16 protein-coding genes are annotated in these 13,622 nt (G+C 57.1%); 7 read left to right on the top strand and 9 right to left on the bottom strand.

Annotated elements, in window-relative coordinates; all coding sequences use genetic code 11:
* Nucleotides 1-14: 14 nt before the first annotated feature.
* The 3 genes from GS632_RS17525 (at nt 15) to GS632_RS17515 (ending at nt 1,475) form a co-directional block, all read left to right on the top strand.
* Nucleotides 15-752, top strand: coding sequence for an N-formylglutamate amidohydrolase (locus tag GS632_RS17525; protein WP_171721880.1), 738 nt, complete (start codon nt 15-17; stop codon nt 750-752).
* 88 nt (nt 753-840) lie between these two features.
* Nucleotides 841-1,080, top strand: a complete 240-nt coding sequence (locus tag GS632_RS17520) for a DUF6868 family protein (protein WP_171180927.1) — start codon at nt 841-843, stop codon at nt 1,078-1,080.
* Between the two features lie 80 nt (nt 1,081-1,160).
* Nucleotides 1,161-1,475 carry a DUF1244 domain-containing protein gene (locus GS632_RS17515; RefSeq protein WP_170469595.1) on the top strand — a complete coding sequence of 105 codons (315 nt, stop codon included), beginning with the start codon at nt 1,161-1,163 and terminating at the stop codon, nt 1,473-1,475.
* A 42-nt stretch (nt 1,476-1,517) separates the two neighbouring features.
* On the opposite strand, the gene GS632_RS17510 is transcribed toward GS632_RS17515, so the two are convergent.
* From GS632_RS17510 to dgcN, 3 genes are all read right to left on the bottom strand, one after another.
* Nucleotides 1,518-2,378, bottom strand: a complete 861-nt coding sequence (locus GS632_RS17510; protein ID WP_171180929.1) for a D-amino-acid transaminase — start codon at nt 2,376-2,378, stop codon at nt 1,518-1,520.
* A 10-nt stretch (nt 2,379-2,388) separates the two neighbouring features.
* A complete protein-coding gene (gene dgcA / locus GS632_RS17505) occupies nt 2,389-3,354 on the bottom strand; it encodes an N-acetyl-D-Glu racemase DgcA (RefSeq protein ID WP_171180931.1) in 966 nt (321 codons plus the stop codon).
* 74 nt (nt 3,355-3,428) lie between these two features.
* Nucleotides 3,429-4,430 carry an N-acetyltransferase DgcN gene (gene dgcN, locus GS632_RS17500; protein WP_171180932.1) on the bottom strand — a complete coding sequence of 334 codons (1,002 nt, stop codon included), beginning with the start codon at nt 4,428-4,430 and terminating at the stop codon, nt 3,429-3,431.
* A 295-nt stretch (nt 4,431-4,725) separates the two neighbouring features.
* On the opposite strand from dgcN, the gene GS632_RS17495 reads away from it, so the two are divergent.
* On the top strand, nt 4,726-5,688 hold the full coding sequence (locus tag GS632_RS17495; protein ID WP_171180934.1) for an L-malyl-CoA/beta-methylmalyl-CoA lyase: 963 nt from the start codon (nt 4,726-4,728) through the stop codon (nt 5,686-5,688).
* Between the two features lie 42 nt (nt 5,689-5,730).
* On the opposite strand, the gene GS632_RS17490 is transcribed toward GS632_RS17495, so the two are convergent.
* Together GS632_RS17490 and GS632_RS17485 are read right to left on the bottom strand one after the other, a co-directional pair.
* Nucleotides 5,731-6,309 (bottom strand): PA14 domain-containing protein, encoded by a 579-nt coding sequence (locus tag GS632_RS17490; RefSeq protein WP_171180936.1) that lies wholly within the window; start codon nt 6,307-6,309, stop codon nt 5,731-5,733.
* A gap of 119 nt (nt 6,310-6,428) precedes the next feature.
* Complete coding sequence (locus GS632_RS17485; RefSeq protein WP_171180938.1) at nt 6,429-6,881, bottom strand: Lrp/AsnC family transcriptional regulator; 453 nt, start codon at nt 6,879-6,881, stop codon at nt 6,429-6,431.
* 73 nt (nt 6,882-6,954) lie between these two features.
* Between GS632_RS17485 and GS632_RS17480 the strand changes: the two genes are divergently transcribed.
* The gene (locus tag GS632_RS17480) at nt 6,955-7,551 is read left to right on the top strand and encodes a LysE family translocator (RefSeq protein ID WP_171180940.1); all 597 of its coding nucleotides are present in this window, start codon (nt 6,955-6,957) and stop codon (nt 7,549-7,551) included.
* Nucleotides 7,552-7,632: 81 nt separating this feature from the next.
* Complete coding sequence (locus tag GS632_RS17475; protein ID WP_171180942.1) at nt 7,633-9,147, top strand: malonyl-CoA synthase; 1,515 nt, start codon at nt 7,633-7,635, stop codon at nt 9,145-9,147.
* 12 nt (nt 9,148-9,159) lie between these two features.
* Here the strand turns inward: GS632_RS17475 and GS632_RS17470 are convergent, their stop codons facing one another.
* Genes GS632_RS17470 through GS632_RS17460 form a run of 3 tightly spaced genes read right to left on the bottom strand, consistent with a single transcriptional unit; the run spans nt 9,160 to nt 11,224 of the window.
* Nucleotides 9,160-9,957 carry an iron chelate uptake ABC transporter family permease subunit gene (locus GS632_RS17470; RefSeq protein WP_171180944.1) on the bottom strand — a complete coding sequence of 266 codons (798 nt, stop codon included), beginning with the start codon at nt 9,955-9,957 and terminating at the stop codon, nt 9,160-9,162.
* Complete coding sequence (locus GS632_RS17465) at nt 9,957-10,709, bottom strand: metal ABC transporter ATP-binding protein (RefSeq protein WP_171180946.1); 753 nt, start codon at nt 10,707-10,709, stop codon at nt 9,957-9,959. The genes GS632_RS17470 and GS632_RS17465 overlap by 1 nt, the downstream gene beginning before the upstream one ends.
* Nucleotides 10,710-10,711: 2 nt before the next feature.
* The gene (locus GS632_RS17460; RefSeq protein WP_171180948.1) at nt 10,712-11,224 is read right to left on the bottom strand and encodes a Fur family transcriptional regulator; all 513 of its coding nucleotides are present in this window, start codon (nt 11,222-11,224) and stop codon (nt 10,712-10,714) included.
* A gap of 57 nt (nt 11,225-11,281) precedes the next feature.
* On the opposite strand from GS632_RS17460, the gene GS632_RS17455 reads away from it, so the two are divergent.
* Nucleotides 11,282-12,433: a zinc ABC transporter substrate-binding protein gene (locus GS632_RS17455; protein WP_171721879.1), complete on the top strand. Its 1,152-nt coding sequence runs from the start codon at nt 11,282-11,284 to the stop codon at nt 12,431-12,433.
* 177 nt (nt 12,434-12,610) lie between these two features.
* Here GS632_RS17455 and GS632_RS17450 read toward each other — a convergent pair whose 3' ends face one another.
* The gene (locus tag GS632_RS17450) at nt 12,611-13,618 is read right to left on the bottom strand and encodes an Ldh family oxidoreductase (protein WP_171180958.1); all 1,008 of its coding nucleotides are present in this window, start codon (nt 13,616-13,618) and stop codon (nt 12,611-12,613) included.
* Nucleotides 13,619-13,622 lie beyond the last annotated feature (4 nt).

The raw sequence follows: 13,622 nt of genomic DNA, 5'->3' as shown, positions 1-13,622 counted from the left end.
TAGATGACAGGCTCATGACGTACACCCCATTTTTTGTTCACGGCGCGGATCGCCCGTCGCGCTGGTTGATTACATGTGATCACGCAACCAATACCGTCCCCCCCGAAATAAACGGCGGCGACCTTGGTTTGCCACGTGAAGATATGGAACGTCACATTGCTTATGATGTTGGAGCATACGAAGTGTCCAAACATCTGGGTGAGATTTTGGATGCACCAGTGGTTGCCGCCAATTTCTCGCGCCTTGTCATTGACCCCAACCGTGGCGAGGACGACCCGACCCTGTTGATGAAGCTCTATGACGGTTCGATCATCCCCGGCAACCGCCACGCGGATGCATCCGAGCGCGAAAGACGCCTGAACATGTGCTATCGCCCTTATCATGATGCGCTGGCGCAGATGGCCGCCCTGCCCCACGCGGTGATTGTCTCGATGCACTCCTTCACCCGCCAACTGCGCGGGCGTGAGCCACGTCCCTGGCACATCGGCGTCTTGCACACCCCAGACGAACGTTTTTCACGCCCCCTGATCGAGCGGCTTCAGGCCGAAGATGATCTGTGTGTCGGCGTCAATGAACCCTATACCGGTGTGCTGCCCGGAGATGCGATTGACAAGCACTGCACCGCTTTTGGCCGCCCCAACGCTTTGATCGAGCTGCGAAATGACCTGATCGGCAACCACGAGGGGCAGCGAGAATGGGCCGAACGGTTGGCGGTTGTCTTGCAGGACGCGCTGGAGTCCAGCGACCTTTGAAGACGCAGGTCGTGCACCTGCGATCCGCACTTCACGCTATTGTGAGCGCACAGTCTGATCCCCATATAATGAACGAAAGGGGATCGTCGTGACACATGAGTTTCTGACAACGTTCTTCGGCTGGATGGCCGCCCTCAATATCGCGGTTCTTCTGTTCACCACTGTCATGGTCCTGATGCTGCAGGATTGGATTGCGGGCATTCACGGCAAGCTGTTTCAGATGGAGCACCCAGACGTGAAACGTGCGTATTTCAGGTATCTTGCCAACTATAAGATCCTGACCCTTATCTTTTGCATTGTGCCATGGTTGGCTTTGAAACTGATGTAGGTGGGGCAGCCCGCTTATTGTAACAAGTCTGCTGGATTGTTAGGTCAAGCACAGCACACCAAACCACCCGGAGCAGCCTTATGGACAAGCAAACCGAAATCGAACTTCAGGCCGCCGCGTTTCGTCGGTTGCAAAAACACCTGATGGAAGACCGCACCGACGTTCAGAATATCGACATGATGAATCTGGCCGGATTCTGCCGCAATTGCCTGTCGCGCTGGTATCAGGAAGCCGCCAATGAAAAAGGCATCGAGATGGGCAAGGATGAAGCCCGCGAAGTATTTTACGGCATGACCATGGATGAATGGAAAGCCAACTATCAGACCGATGCCAGCCCCGAAAAACAGGCAGCCTTCAAGGTCGCGTTTGAAGAGAATGTAACCAAAAAAGGCTAAGTCCAAAATGAACAAGGCCCGCCAAATCGGCGGGCCTTTTCTTTAGATCGCCGCCTTGCGACTTTCATCCAGATAAATTTCGCGCAGACGTTTGGCAATCGGCCCCGGTGTGCCGTCGCCTAGCACGACTCCGTCAATCTCGACCACCGGCATGACAAAGGCGCTGGCCGAGGTTGTGAACGCCTCATCCGCTTCTTTGGCCTCATCAATGGTGAACAGACGCTCTTCGATTTCCATTTGCGCTTCGGCCGCCATGCGCAGCACAGCCTTACGTGTTATCCCATGCAGGATGTCGTTCGACAGCGGGCGGGTGACAATCTTGCCGCTCTTGACGAAATAGGCGTTGTTGCTGGTGCCTTCCGTCACGTATCCGTCTTCGATCAACCAGGCATCATCACAACCCGCTTTCTTGGCCATCATCTTGCCCATCGACGGATAGAGCAGCTGAACGGTTTTGATATCGCGACGGCCCCAGCGAATGTCGTCGATCGAGATGATTTTGGCGCCTTTCTTCGACGCCGGGCTGTCAGCCAAACCCGGCTTGTTCTGTGTAAACAGAACAAGGCTGGGATTGGTATCTGCCGATGGGAACACAAAATCACGGTCGCCATCGCTGCCGCGCGACACCTGCAGATACACCAGGCCTTCTTCGATGCCATTTAATTCCACCAGCTTGCGGTGTATCTCAAGCAATTCGTCTTTGGTGCAAGGCTCGGCCATCTCCAACTCGTCCAGCGAGCGCTTCAGGCGAACCGCGTGGCCTTCGAAATCGATCAGCTTGCCGTCCAAAATGCTGGTGACTTCGTAAACCGCGTCTGCAAACAGAAAGCCACGGTCAAAGATCGACACCTTGGCTTCGGTCTCGGGCAGGTATTCGCCATTTACGTAAACGGTTCGGGTCATGTTTGTCTCCTCAGCCCCAGAGCGCGGACACCGAAGGGTGCACTCCGGCGTCGTCAAAAATCAGCGGGGTGTCGCGGTCTTCGGCCAACAGAAGCGGGCCGTCAAGGTCTGTCACCATCGCACCCTGCGCCAGCAGTGTCGCAGGAGCCATGGCAAGCGAGCTTCCGACCATGCAACCCACCATGATGTCATAGCCTTGGGCAATCGCGGCTTTGCGCAATTCCAGCGCCTCGGTCAGACCGCCGGTTTTGTCGAGCTTGATGTTGATGACATCATATTTGCCCTTCAGCTTAGGCAGGCTGTTGCGGTCATGGCAGGATTCGTCTGCACAGACCGGTACCGGACGATCCATTCCGATCAGCGCATCGTCGTCTCCGGCCGGCAGGGGCTGTTCAACCAGTGCCACTCCCAGACGCACCAGATGCGGGGCGAGGTCGGCATAAACCTCAGCCGACCAGCCTTCGTTCGCATCTACGATGATCTTGGATTTAGGCGCCCCTGCACGCACGGCTTCAAGCCGGGGCATGTCGTCAGGTGTACCCAGTTTGATCTTCAGCAACGGGCGATGCGCGTTATCGGCAGCCTGTGCCCGCATCGCTTCGGGCGTATCCAGCGACAACGTGTAGGCGGTAATCTCAGGCCCCGGAACCGGCAGACCTGCCAGTTCCCAAACCCGTTTACCGGCGCGTTTGCACTCCAAATCCCACAAGGCGCAATCCACGGCATTTCGCGCAGCGCCAGCGGGCAGCAAGTCCATCAGCGACTGTCGGGTAAATTCCGCAGGCAACCCTGCAATCTCGGCCTCAACAGACTCGAGCGTTTCGTCGTAGCGCGCATAGGGGACACATTCGCCCCAACCCTGATAGGTTCCATCTGATATGCGAACCGTCAGAACTTTTGCTTCGGTCCGCGACCCGCGCGAAATGGTAAACACCTGCGCCAGTCGAAACACATCGCGAGAGACCTCTATCTGCACGCAACCGCTCCTTCATTTCTTTTCTAATGCTCTTACCGGAGGCGGATGACCCCACCTCCGGCATGTTGTTCAGCTCACATCGCTGCCAGCGCGTCCACCAGCTTGCCGGACCCGAAGCGGAACGGGTCGGTTGCAGGCAAGCCCATGTCGGCTTCGATCTTGGCCAGATAGGCAACCGCGTCTTCTTCGGACATATGCTGGGTGTTAACCGAAACGCCGACAACCTGACAATCAGGGTTCGCCACTTTGGCCAGTGCCAGCGCGGTGTCGCGCAGGGTTTCCAGTGACGGTTGCTGATAGGTGGGCAGACCGCGCATGTGTTCGCGGGTCGGTTCGTGACTCAGGATCAGGGCGTCTGGCTGGCCACCATGGATCAACGCCATTGTCACACCGGAATAGGACACGTGGAACAAAGAGCCCTGCCCTTCGATCAGGTCCCAGTGGTCCTCATCATTGTCGGGCGTCAGCCACTCGATTGAGCCCGCCATGAAGTCCGCAATGACCGCGTCAAGCGGCACACCATCGCCGGTGATCAGGATGCCAGTCTGACCGGTCGCCCGGAATGTCGACTTCATACCGCGCTTGCGCATTTCAGCATCGATCGCCATGGCTGTGTACATCTTGCCGACAGAACAGTCGGTACCCACAGCCAGGCAACGCTTACCCTTACGCTTGATCCCGTTGGCAATCGGGTATTCGATTTCGGGCACACGCACGTCGTGCAGCTTTTGACCAGTTGCTTCGGCTACGGCCACCAGATCGGGTTCGTCGCGCAACAGATTGTGCAGGCCAGAGGCAAGGTCAAATCCTTCCTCAAGCGCCATAACCAGAACCTTCTTCCATTCTTGGCTGATAACGCCGCCACGGTTGGCCACGCCAATAACCAGCGTCTTGGCGCCGGCTTCTTTCGCCTCGGTCAAGGTCATATCTGTCAGGCCCAGATCAGCCTTGCAGCCGTCCATGCGATACTGGCCGACGGCGTTTTCTGGACGCCAGTCCTTGATGCCCACAGCCACTTTGGCCGCCAATTGGTCGGGCGCATCGCCCAAAAACAGCAGGTACGGTGTCTCGATCATTGCGGTCACTCCTTTGATTCCGGCTTAAGCTAGAGAAACGGCAAAACGAGCGTTTCGCGTTTTGATCCGCTTGATACGACTAAGGCGCGATATTCTTGCACAAGTTTACTTTGATGCGCAAAAATATTCGAAGTTTTCAAAATGATTAAACTTTAATCACCTTTTCGCAGTTATCCAATACCTCCATTCTGCAGCCGCATTGCCGCAGATGCATAATCGCCCTTGCGCCACGCCGCGCAATTTAATACCTCATTGAGCAGGAAAATCGCAATTTCATTACTCGCACGAGGTCTCGATGAGCTTTCGCATCCAACCTGCCGCACCGGCACGCCCCAACCGTTGTCAGCTGTTTGGCCCCGGGTCGAACACCAAACTGTTCCCTAAGATGGCAGCGTCGGCTGCGGATGTGATCAACCTGGATCTAGAGGACTCGGTTGCGCCTTCGGACAAGGATGCGGCACGCGCCAACGTCATTGAGGCGCTGAACACAGTCGACTGGGGTACCAAATACATGTCCGTCCGGATCAACGGGCTGGACACGCCCTACTGGTACCGTGACGTTGTCGACGTGTTGGAGCAGGCAGGCGACCGTCTGGATCAGATCATGATCCCCAAAGTCGGATGTGCGGCGGATGTCTATGCGGTCGATGCGCTGGTCACAGCGATCGAGCGTGCCAAGGGCCGTACCAAACAAATCAGCTTCGAGGTTATCATCGAGTCTTCTGCTGGTATCGCGCATGTTGAAGAAATTGCAGCCTCATCCCCCCGCCTGCAGGCCATGAGCCTTGGGGCCGCCGATTTCGCAGCCTCGATGGGAATGCAGACCACCGGCATCGGCGGCACGCAAGAAAACTACTACATGCTGCGTGAAGGCGAGAAACACTGGTCTGATCCATGGCACTGGGCGCAAGCTGCCATCGTGGCCGCCTGCCGCACCCATGGCGTGTTGCCGGTGGATGGGCCTTTCGGCGATTTCAGCGATGACGAAGGCTATATCGCGCAGGCTAAACGTTCAGCGACTTTGGGTATGGTTGGGAAATGGGCGATCCATCCCAAGCAGATCGCATTGGCCAATCAGGTCTTCACCCCATCTGACGAAGCCGTTTCCGAGGCCCGCGAAATTCTTGCCGCGATGGAACAGGCCAAGGCAAATGGCGAAGGCGCGACTGTCTATAAGGGGCGCTTGGTCGACATCGCCTCAATCAAGCAGGCGGAAGTCATTGTGGCGCAGGCCGAACTGATTGCGGCAGGCAGTTAAGTCAAAAAAGGGCGCTCAATCGAGCGCCCTTTTTGTGTTATTTCAACGACCAAAAACCTCGTTCGGTGTCCATGTGAAGCGTTCACCCTTCTTTCCTGACTTCATCATCAGGCACGATGTTCCCAGTTTTTGGAAATAGACGATCTTTAATGGATACCAGCCCGCTTTGGGTACTTCTACTTCGGTGCGTTGATTGGCTTCACAGCCCTGAATGCTTGTAACACGGCCAATCTGTTGGCCGCCAACCCAAGCCTCGATCCCGTCATTTGACCAAGTTTCCAACTCGTAAACCCCAGGCGAGTCGAACCGCATATACCCCGTCACCTCGGCGGCAACATTGTAGGCTTGGTCGAAGGTCATGACGTCCTCGCCCTTGCTGGTGTCCCGGTAATCCAACCCACGCAACGGTTTTCCCGGCTTCGCCTGAGACAGCAAGCTTTTGGCCTGGCTCAGATCGCGGATCTTTTTGTGTTGGTTGCCAGTACCATAGTATTTCACATTCAGCCCCGCTTTCGGAGCAGGTTGCGGGCTGGCAGGTTGCAGTTTCAGCGGGGCAGTCAAAGCAGCCCCGGCAACAAGCGACATGGCTACTGCGGTCGCCACTGTTCGAACGAGTTTCATCGTAATCTCCCTGTTTGCGCGCCGTTTTGGCTGGGCCTATCCCCTGGCAACGTCATTACCATGACACTAGGCTGTGAATTTTTACCCTGCAAGAGAGTGAAACTTCACAATTTCAAGGGTTATGCCCTCAAATCCTTGGGTGATCCCATAACCACATACGACGTGATCGACGTAACATGGGGCAGCGTTCCCAACACCTCGGTATGAAAAGTCTTGTAGGACGGCAGGTCGGCGCATTCGACCCGAAGTAGGTATTCGATAGTGCCAGTGATGTTGTGGCATTCGACAACCTCGGGGGCTTGTTGCAAGGCGCGTTCAAACCCCTCCTGCGCGGCTTTTGTGTGTTCACCCAAGCCAACACCGATGTAAGCAACAAAGCCCACACCCATGGCGGCAGGGTCCAGAACGGCGCGATAGCCGGTGATCACCCCAGCCTTTTCAAGCTCTTGAACACGACGCAAGCAAGCCGAGGGAGACAGGCCGATCCGTTCCGCCAGTTCCAGGTTGCTGATGCGCCCGTCGCGCGTTAGTTCACGCAATATCTGGCGGTTAATTTGATCATTCTTCATCATAAGTTGTGTAATTACCGGAAACACGCACAAATAAGCAATTTCATTTTCATGAGCACGATCAATACTACGCGCTATGACCTATGACATCCTTATGGCCCTGATCGTCTTTGCCTTTGTGACCTCGATCACGCCGGGACCCAACAATCTGATGCTGATGGCATCTGGCGCGAACTTCGGTTTTCGACGCTCGATCCCGCATATGCTGGGCATTGGCCTGGGGTTCACGGTCATGGTGCTGCTGGTTGGTGCAGGGTTGGTGCAGGTGTTCGACAGATACCCTATCAGCCACACCGCGTTGAAGATCGTTTCAGTCGTCTATCTTCTGTATCTGGCGTGGAAGATTGCCCATGCCGCGCCAGCCAAGGGATCAGAGGCGTCGGGCATCCCGATGACATTTCTGCAAGCTGCCGCCTTTCAATGGGTGAACCCCAAGGCCTGGGCCATGGCCCTGACGGCCACGACTGCATACGCCCCCAATCAGACGTTGCACGCGATCCTGCTGGTGGCCCTTGTCTTTGGCGCGGTCAATCTGCCCTCGGTCAGCACCTGGACGGTCCTTGGTCAGCAGATGGCACGCCTGCTGACAAATCCGCGCAGGCTGGTTGCTTTCAACTGGACGATGGCCGCGCTGCTTATTGCCTCGCTCTACCCTGTGCTTTGGCCACACTGAGTGATGATGACAAGCATTGGCACTTAGGCTATTCCGCATGGCATCTGACACGCGACGCGGCATGCAAGAAAGGTACCCCTGATGGCCAACCCACTTTACGATGGTTTGTTCGGCGTTCACGCAGGAAAAGACACAACTTTTTTGTATTTGCCTGATGGTAAAACCCTCAGCTATCAAGCGTTTTTGCACACCGCGGCTCAGATCGCCCATGTGACCGTTAAGCTGGGCCTGAAACCCGGTGATCGTGTCGCCGCACAGATTGAAAAATCACCCGAGGCGCTGGCGCTTTTTGCGGCCTGCGCGCAAGCGGGCCTTGTGTTTCTGCCGCTCAACACCGCCTATACTGCGGACGAGCTGACCTATTTCATCGAAAACAGCGGTGCGTCGCTAGTTGTTTGTGACAGCGGCGCCCTAGACAACCTTTCGCCTATTGCAGCCCGACTTGACGCACAGATCGAAACCCTGAACGCCGATGGCTCGGGTTCTCTTTTAGATCAGACAGCAGGGCTGCCCGCGCATTTCGAAACCGTTGACCGGGACGAAGAGGATTTGGCCGCCTTCCTCTATACCTCTGGCACCACCGGTCGATCCAAAGGCGCGATGCTGTCCCAGAACAACTTGCTATCCAACGCACAGACATTGGTTGACGAGTGGCGCTTTACTTCTGACGACGTGCTGCTGCACGCCTTACCGATCTTTCACACACATGGGCTGTTTGTGGCGACCAACGTCATGTTGGCGGTAGGTGGCAGCATGATCTGGCTGCCCAAATTCGATCTGGACCAGATCATCGACTGGATGCCGCGCGCCACGTCGATGATGGGCGTTCCAACTTTCTACACCCGCCTGCTGGGAGACACGCGTTTCACCAAGGACCTGTCGGCCCATATGCGGTTGTTCGTGTCCGGCTCGGCGCCTTTGCTGGCAGACACCCATGTGCAGTTCGAGGATCGTACCGGCCACCGTATCCTGGAACGCTATGGCATGACCGAAACCAATATGAACACGTCAAACCCCTATGACGGCGAACGGCGCGCAGGAACCGTTGGCTTCCCGTTGCCCGGGGTCGAGCTCAAGGTCTGCGACACCGATGGCAACACCCTTCCGCAAGGAGAAATCGGTGTCCTAGAGGTACGCGGCCCCAACGTCTTCAAGGGCTATTGGCAGATGCCCGAGAAGACCGCTGCGGAACTGCGCTCAGATGGATTCTTTATCACCGGTGATCTGGGCCGTGTTGATGAGGACGGATACGTTCACATCGTTGGCCGCAACAAAGACCTGATCATCTCGGGCGGGTACAACATTTACCCCAAAGAGATCGAACTGGTTTTGGACGACCAACCCGGTGTGCTGGAAAGCGCGGTGATCGGTGTGCCGCACCCGGACTTCGGCGAAACCGTCCTGGGCGTGATCGTGGCCGAGCCCGGTGCGAGCCCCGATTTGGATCAGATACAGACCTCAGTGTGCAAAAGCCTGGCCCGGTTTAAGCATCCCCGCGAACTGATCCTGATGGACGAACTGCCCCGCAACACCATGGGCAAAGTTCAGAAAAACATCCTGCGTGATCAGTACAAGGACATGTTCACAAACGCCTAAGGCCGAGCGTCTTTACACCCTGCCTTGGGATTTCCATCCAAGGATGCTGAGGCAGGCAAACAAAACTGCCGCCACACAGACAATCGATGGCCCCGCCGGGGTGTCGAAAACGTAAGCTGCTCTCAGCCCAGCAACGGCTGAAAACGCGCCGATCCCGGCGGCAATCAGGGCCATGGACTCGGGTGAACGCGCCAAGTTGCGGGACGCTGCGGCCGGAATGATCAGCATGGCCGCAATCAGCAGAACGCCCACAACCTTGATCGCCACCGCCACGGTGACAGCTAGGGACAGTGTCAGGATCAACTGCTCTCGCTTAGGATCAAAGCCACTGGCATAAGCCAGTTCTTCGTTCAGAGTGGCCGTCAACAGCTGCGACCAGCGCCAGGTGATTAGCGCGACAACCAACGCCGCACCGCCCCAGATCACGATGAGGTCCGAGCGCGATACGGCCAGAATATCCCCGAACAGGTAAGCCATAAGATCAATGCGTACACCGGACAGGAATGAAACGGCGACCAAGCCAAACGCCAGGGCAGAATGCGCCAGGACTCCCAAAAGCGTATCCATCGCATAGCCACGACCAGCCAAAAGGGTCACGGTCAGCGCCATCATCAGTGCCACGGCCAGCGCACCAGTGAAGATTGACATTTGAAAGGTCAGAGACAGCGCCACACCCAGAATTGCGGCATGTGCGGTTGCATCTCCGAAATACGCCATGCGCCGCCACACGACGAAACACCCAAGAGGGGCCGCTGCAAATGCCACACCAACACCGGCGAGCGTCGCGCGGGTCATAAAATCATCAAGCATTATTCCGCCGCTTCTTTAGGGGGGTGGTCATGATCATGTTCATGATCGTGATGGTGGTCATGCTCATGGCGATACAGCGCCAACGCCCCACCGGTGCCTGTACCAAACAACGCACGGTATTCCGGCGCCGACGCAACAACCGCCGGAGAGCCTTCGCAACAGACATGCCCGTTGAGGCATATCACCCTGTCCGAGGCGCTCATGACCACGTGCAATTCATGGCTGATCATCAGGATGGCACATCCGGTTTCACGGCGCACCGCCTCAATCTGCTGATAGAAGCTGGCTGACCCGCGTTGGTCCAGACCCTGGGTCGCCTCGTCCAGCAACAGAATGTCCGGACGGTTGATCAACGCCCGCGCCAGCAGCACCCTTTGGAACTGTCCACCGGACAACTGCGACATCTGGCGGTGCAAAAGATCCGGCACGCCCGCAGTTTCGAGCGCCAAACCGCATTGCGTGCGAGACACGCGGTCGGTCAGGCGCATGAACCGTTCAACGGAAATGGGCAATGTCGGGTCGACATGCAATTTCTGCGGCACATATCCGATTTTCAACCCTGGCTTCAGGGACACTTGCCCAGAAGACGGACGCGTCGCACCGATAATGGCACGCAGCAAGCTGGTTTTTCCCGATCCGTTGGGACCAACGATGGTGACGATTTCACCCGGTTCGACGGCCATGTCCACACGACTCAGCACGGTATGCGCGCCATAGCGCACGCTGAGGTTCTCAACAGTGATAAGGGCCATCTTTACGCCTTTTCGGTGCAGTCAGGGCAGAGACCTTCGGCTTCTACAACCGTTCGTTCGATCTCGAAACCCGCTGCGCGCGCTGCAGCACCCAGAACACCCTTGGCGGGGGCTGATTGCGCTTCGGCCACTGCATCACACTTTCTACAGATCATGAACGCCGGAGAATGCGACTGCCCCGGATGCGAGCACGCCACAAACGCATTCAACCGCTCGATCTTGTGGACAAATCCGTTCTGCACCAGAAAATCCAACGCGCGATAGGCAACGGGCGGCTGCGAACCAAATCCTTCGGCGCGCAACCGATCCAGAATTGCGTAAGCCCCAAGCGCACGGTGTTCTTGCAGCAGCATCTCAAGCACCTTGCGGCGCACTGGTGTAAGACGCAGCCCTTCGGTGCTGCATCGAGCTTCGACCGAGGCCAAGGCTGTTTCGACGCAGGTTTGATGGTCATGTTCCAGAAACCCTACCGGAGCCGAGTCCTTGACCGGCGCAGGGCGCGCATCACTTGTCATGTTATTTCATATCATGTATTGCCACTCGCAACGTTATAAAATCACACAGAGGGTCTGATGTCCAGAAAGCTTCTTCCATTGTCGATCACGGCTGCATTGATGGGTGGAACAGCCCTTGCGGACGCGCCATACGTTGCGGTTGATATTGCACCAATCCATTCGCTGGTCGCCCGCGTCATGGACGGTGTCGGAACCCCGGACCTGATCGTTGCACCAGGTGCTTCGCCGCATGAATACAACCTCCGCCCTTCCGAGGCCGCAGCGCTGCAAGAGGCCGATCTGGTGTTCTGGATGGGCGAAGATCTGACGCCATGGATGGAGAATGCGATCGATACGCTGGCTGAAGGCGCAACCGTTACATCCATGCTGGAGGCCGACGGTACCGTTCTTCTTGAATTCCGCGAAAACGCTTTGTTCGAAGCGCATGATCACGGCGACGAAGATGACCACGACGACCACGCCGAAGACAAGGATCACGACGATCACGACCATGACGATCACGCCAAAGAAGATGGGCACGATCATGAGGATCATGACGGACATGACGAGCACGATCATGACGATCATGCCAAAGATGACGACCATGATCACGAAGAACATGCGGACCACGATGGGCATGACGAGCACGACCACGAAGATCACGCCAAGGATGACCATGATGATCACGACGACCATGGCCACGAAGGGCACGACCATGGTGACCATGATCCACATGCCTGGCTTTCACCGGCAAACGCAGAAACCTGGCTGAATGTGATCGCGGCGCAGCTGTCTGCGGCGGACCCTGAAAATGCTGGCACCTATTTTGCCAACGCCGCCGCCGCGCGCGAGGAAATGGCTGCACTGTCTGCTGAAGTGGCCGAATCGCTGGACCCTGTACGGGGCGGCAGCTTCATCGTGTTCCACGACGCCTATCAGTATTTTGAAGACGCCTTCGACTTCCCCGCCTCTGGCGCAATCTCACTCAGCGATGCGTCCGACCCCAGCCCAGCACGCATTGCGGAAGTTCAAGGACGTATCCGCGATGAAAGTATCGACTGCGTTTTGGCAGAACCCCAGTTCGATCCGGGGATCGTTGAAAGCGTTATGGGTGGCGTCGAGGCCAAAACCAGCGTGATGGACCCCCTTGGATCCGATCTTCAGCCAGGCGCGGATCTTTATCCTAACGTCATTCGCAACCTTGCGAAATCCTTGGCCGAGTGCCTTTGACTCTATTGCTACAGCCCGACCATGGTCGGGCTCCTTGCAGCCCGGGGTAATGCGTTCAACGAGTGGTCCTGTTACGTGACTGCTTCGCCCCGGGCGCTCAGCCTTGCGGGTCCACCTCTGGTACGAAATCGACCCATTATTTCATCTGTGGCAGTCTGAAACCTGTTCAAACGCGCATCACAGAAAACCCGCGATCTTGTCGAGCGTCGCGCGACTGACCGCGACCCCCGACTGCCGAGATGACAGGCGCTTGGTACGGCGGCCGTCTCCGGGCAGATGCGCAGCCTCCTGCGCACGGATCGCCCCGACCAGTTCGGCAACACCGGTCTCAAACACACCCGACGCCGTTATCGTGGGATCAATCGCGATGAAGAATTGACCTGTCTTCGGCGGGCCGCCCACAGTTCCGGAAAACGGGGACGCGTTGATGCCCAAACTGGCCCCCGTCAGCGCTGCGGCCATGAGCTCTACCATGAGCGCGACGCCGACGCCTTTATATCCACCTGACGGTGCCATAGAGCCCTTCAGACCAACTTCAGGATCGGTTGTTGGGTTGCCATCCGCATCCAACGCCCACCCAACCGGGATTGGTTTGCCTTCGCGCGCATGTTTCATCACTTCGCTTTTGGCTATGGTACTGGCGCTCTGATCGATCAGCAGGGCGGGTTCGCCATCGGGGCCGGGCGCGGCAATGGAAAACGGATTGGTTCCAACCACAGGCTTCGACCCACCGGAAGGCGCGATCGAAGCGGGGGCGTTGGTGAACCCCAGTCCCACCAGCCCGGCCTGGGCCAAACGATAAGTGTGGTAGCCCAAAACGCCACAGTTATAGCTGTTTTTTATGGCCAGCACCGCGACGCCCTGTTCTCGGGCCGCCGGGATCAGGGTCTCGAACCCTGTGTCAATGGCCGAATGCGCAAAGCCGGTTGCGGCGTCAACCGCCACAACACCGGGTTTGGGGCGTGATAGAACGGGAACCGCTAAACCATCGACCTTGCCGCATTGCACATGCTCGCAATAGATCGGGATATAGGCGAGCCCGTGACTTGCAACGCCATCGGCTTCGGTTGCCGCTGTGGCCTGCGCCAGCGGGCGGGCATTTTCTTCGGATGTGCCAGCCGCAACGAGCGCACGGAAAGACAGGTCTTCGATCTCAGCAAGGGTCAGGGTTTGTGTATCGGTCACTTTG

The organism is Ruegeria sp. HKCCD7296, from assembly GCF_013110775.1.
GTDB lineage: Bacteria > Pseudomonadota > Alphaproteobacteria > Rhodobacterales > Rhodobacteraceae > Ruegeria.
The sequence above is the reverse complement of the archived record's forward strand: the minus strand, read 5'-3'. Positions and strand labels throughout refer to the sequence as shown.

Coding starts and splice junctions, on each gene's coding strand:
- GS632_RS17525 (WP_171721880.1), top strand. CDS start 15: ATGACGTACACCCCATTTTTTGTTCACGGCGCGGATCGCCCGTCGCGC.
- GS632_RS17515 (WP_170469595.1), top strand. CDS start 1,161: ATGGACAAGCAAACCGAAATCGAACTTCAGGCCGCCGCGTTTCGTCGG.
- GS632_RS17510 (WP_171180929.1), bottom strand. CDS start 2,378: ATGACCCGAACCGTTTACGTAAATGGCGAATACCTGCCCGAGACCGAA.
- dgcN (WP_171180932.1), bottom strand. CDS start 4,430: ATGATCGAGACACCGTACCTGCTGTTTTTGGGCGATGCGCCCGACCAA.
- GS632_RS17495 (WP_171180934.1), top strand. CDS start 4,726: ATGAGCTTTCGCATCCAACCTGCCGCACCGGCACGCCCCAACCGTTGT.
- GS632_RS17490 (WP_171180936.1), bottom strand. CDS start 6,309: ATGAAACTCGTTCGAACAGTGGCGACCGCAGTAGCCATGTCGCTTGTT.
- GS632_RS17485 (WP_171180938.1), bottom strand. CDS start 6,881: ATGATGAAGAATGATCAAATTAACCGCCAGATATTGCGTGAACTAACG.
- GS632_RS17480 (WP_171180940.1), top strand. CDS start 6,955: ATGACCTATGACATCCTTATGGCCCTGATCGTCTTTGCCTTTGTGACC.
- GS632_RS17475 (WP_171180942.1), top strand. CDS start 7,633: ATGGCCAACCCACTTTACGATGGTTTGTTCGGCGTTCACGCAGGAAAA.
- GS632_RS17470 (WP_171180944.1), bottom strand. CDS start 9,957: ATGCTTGATGATTTTATGACCCGCGCGACGCTCGCCGGTGTTGGTGTG.
- GS632_RS17465 (WP_171180946.1), bottom strand. CDS start 10,709: ATGGCCCTTATCACTGTTGAGAACCTCAGCGTGCGCTATGGCGCGCAT.
- GS632_RS17460 (WP_171180948.1), bottom strand. CDS start 11,224: ATGACAAGTGATGCGCGCCCTGCGCCGGTCAAGGACTCGGCTCCGGTA.
- GS632_RS17455 (WP_171721879.1), top strand. CDS start 11,282: ATGTCCAGAAAGCTTCTTCCATTGTCGATCACGGCTGCATTGATGGGT.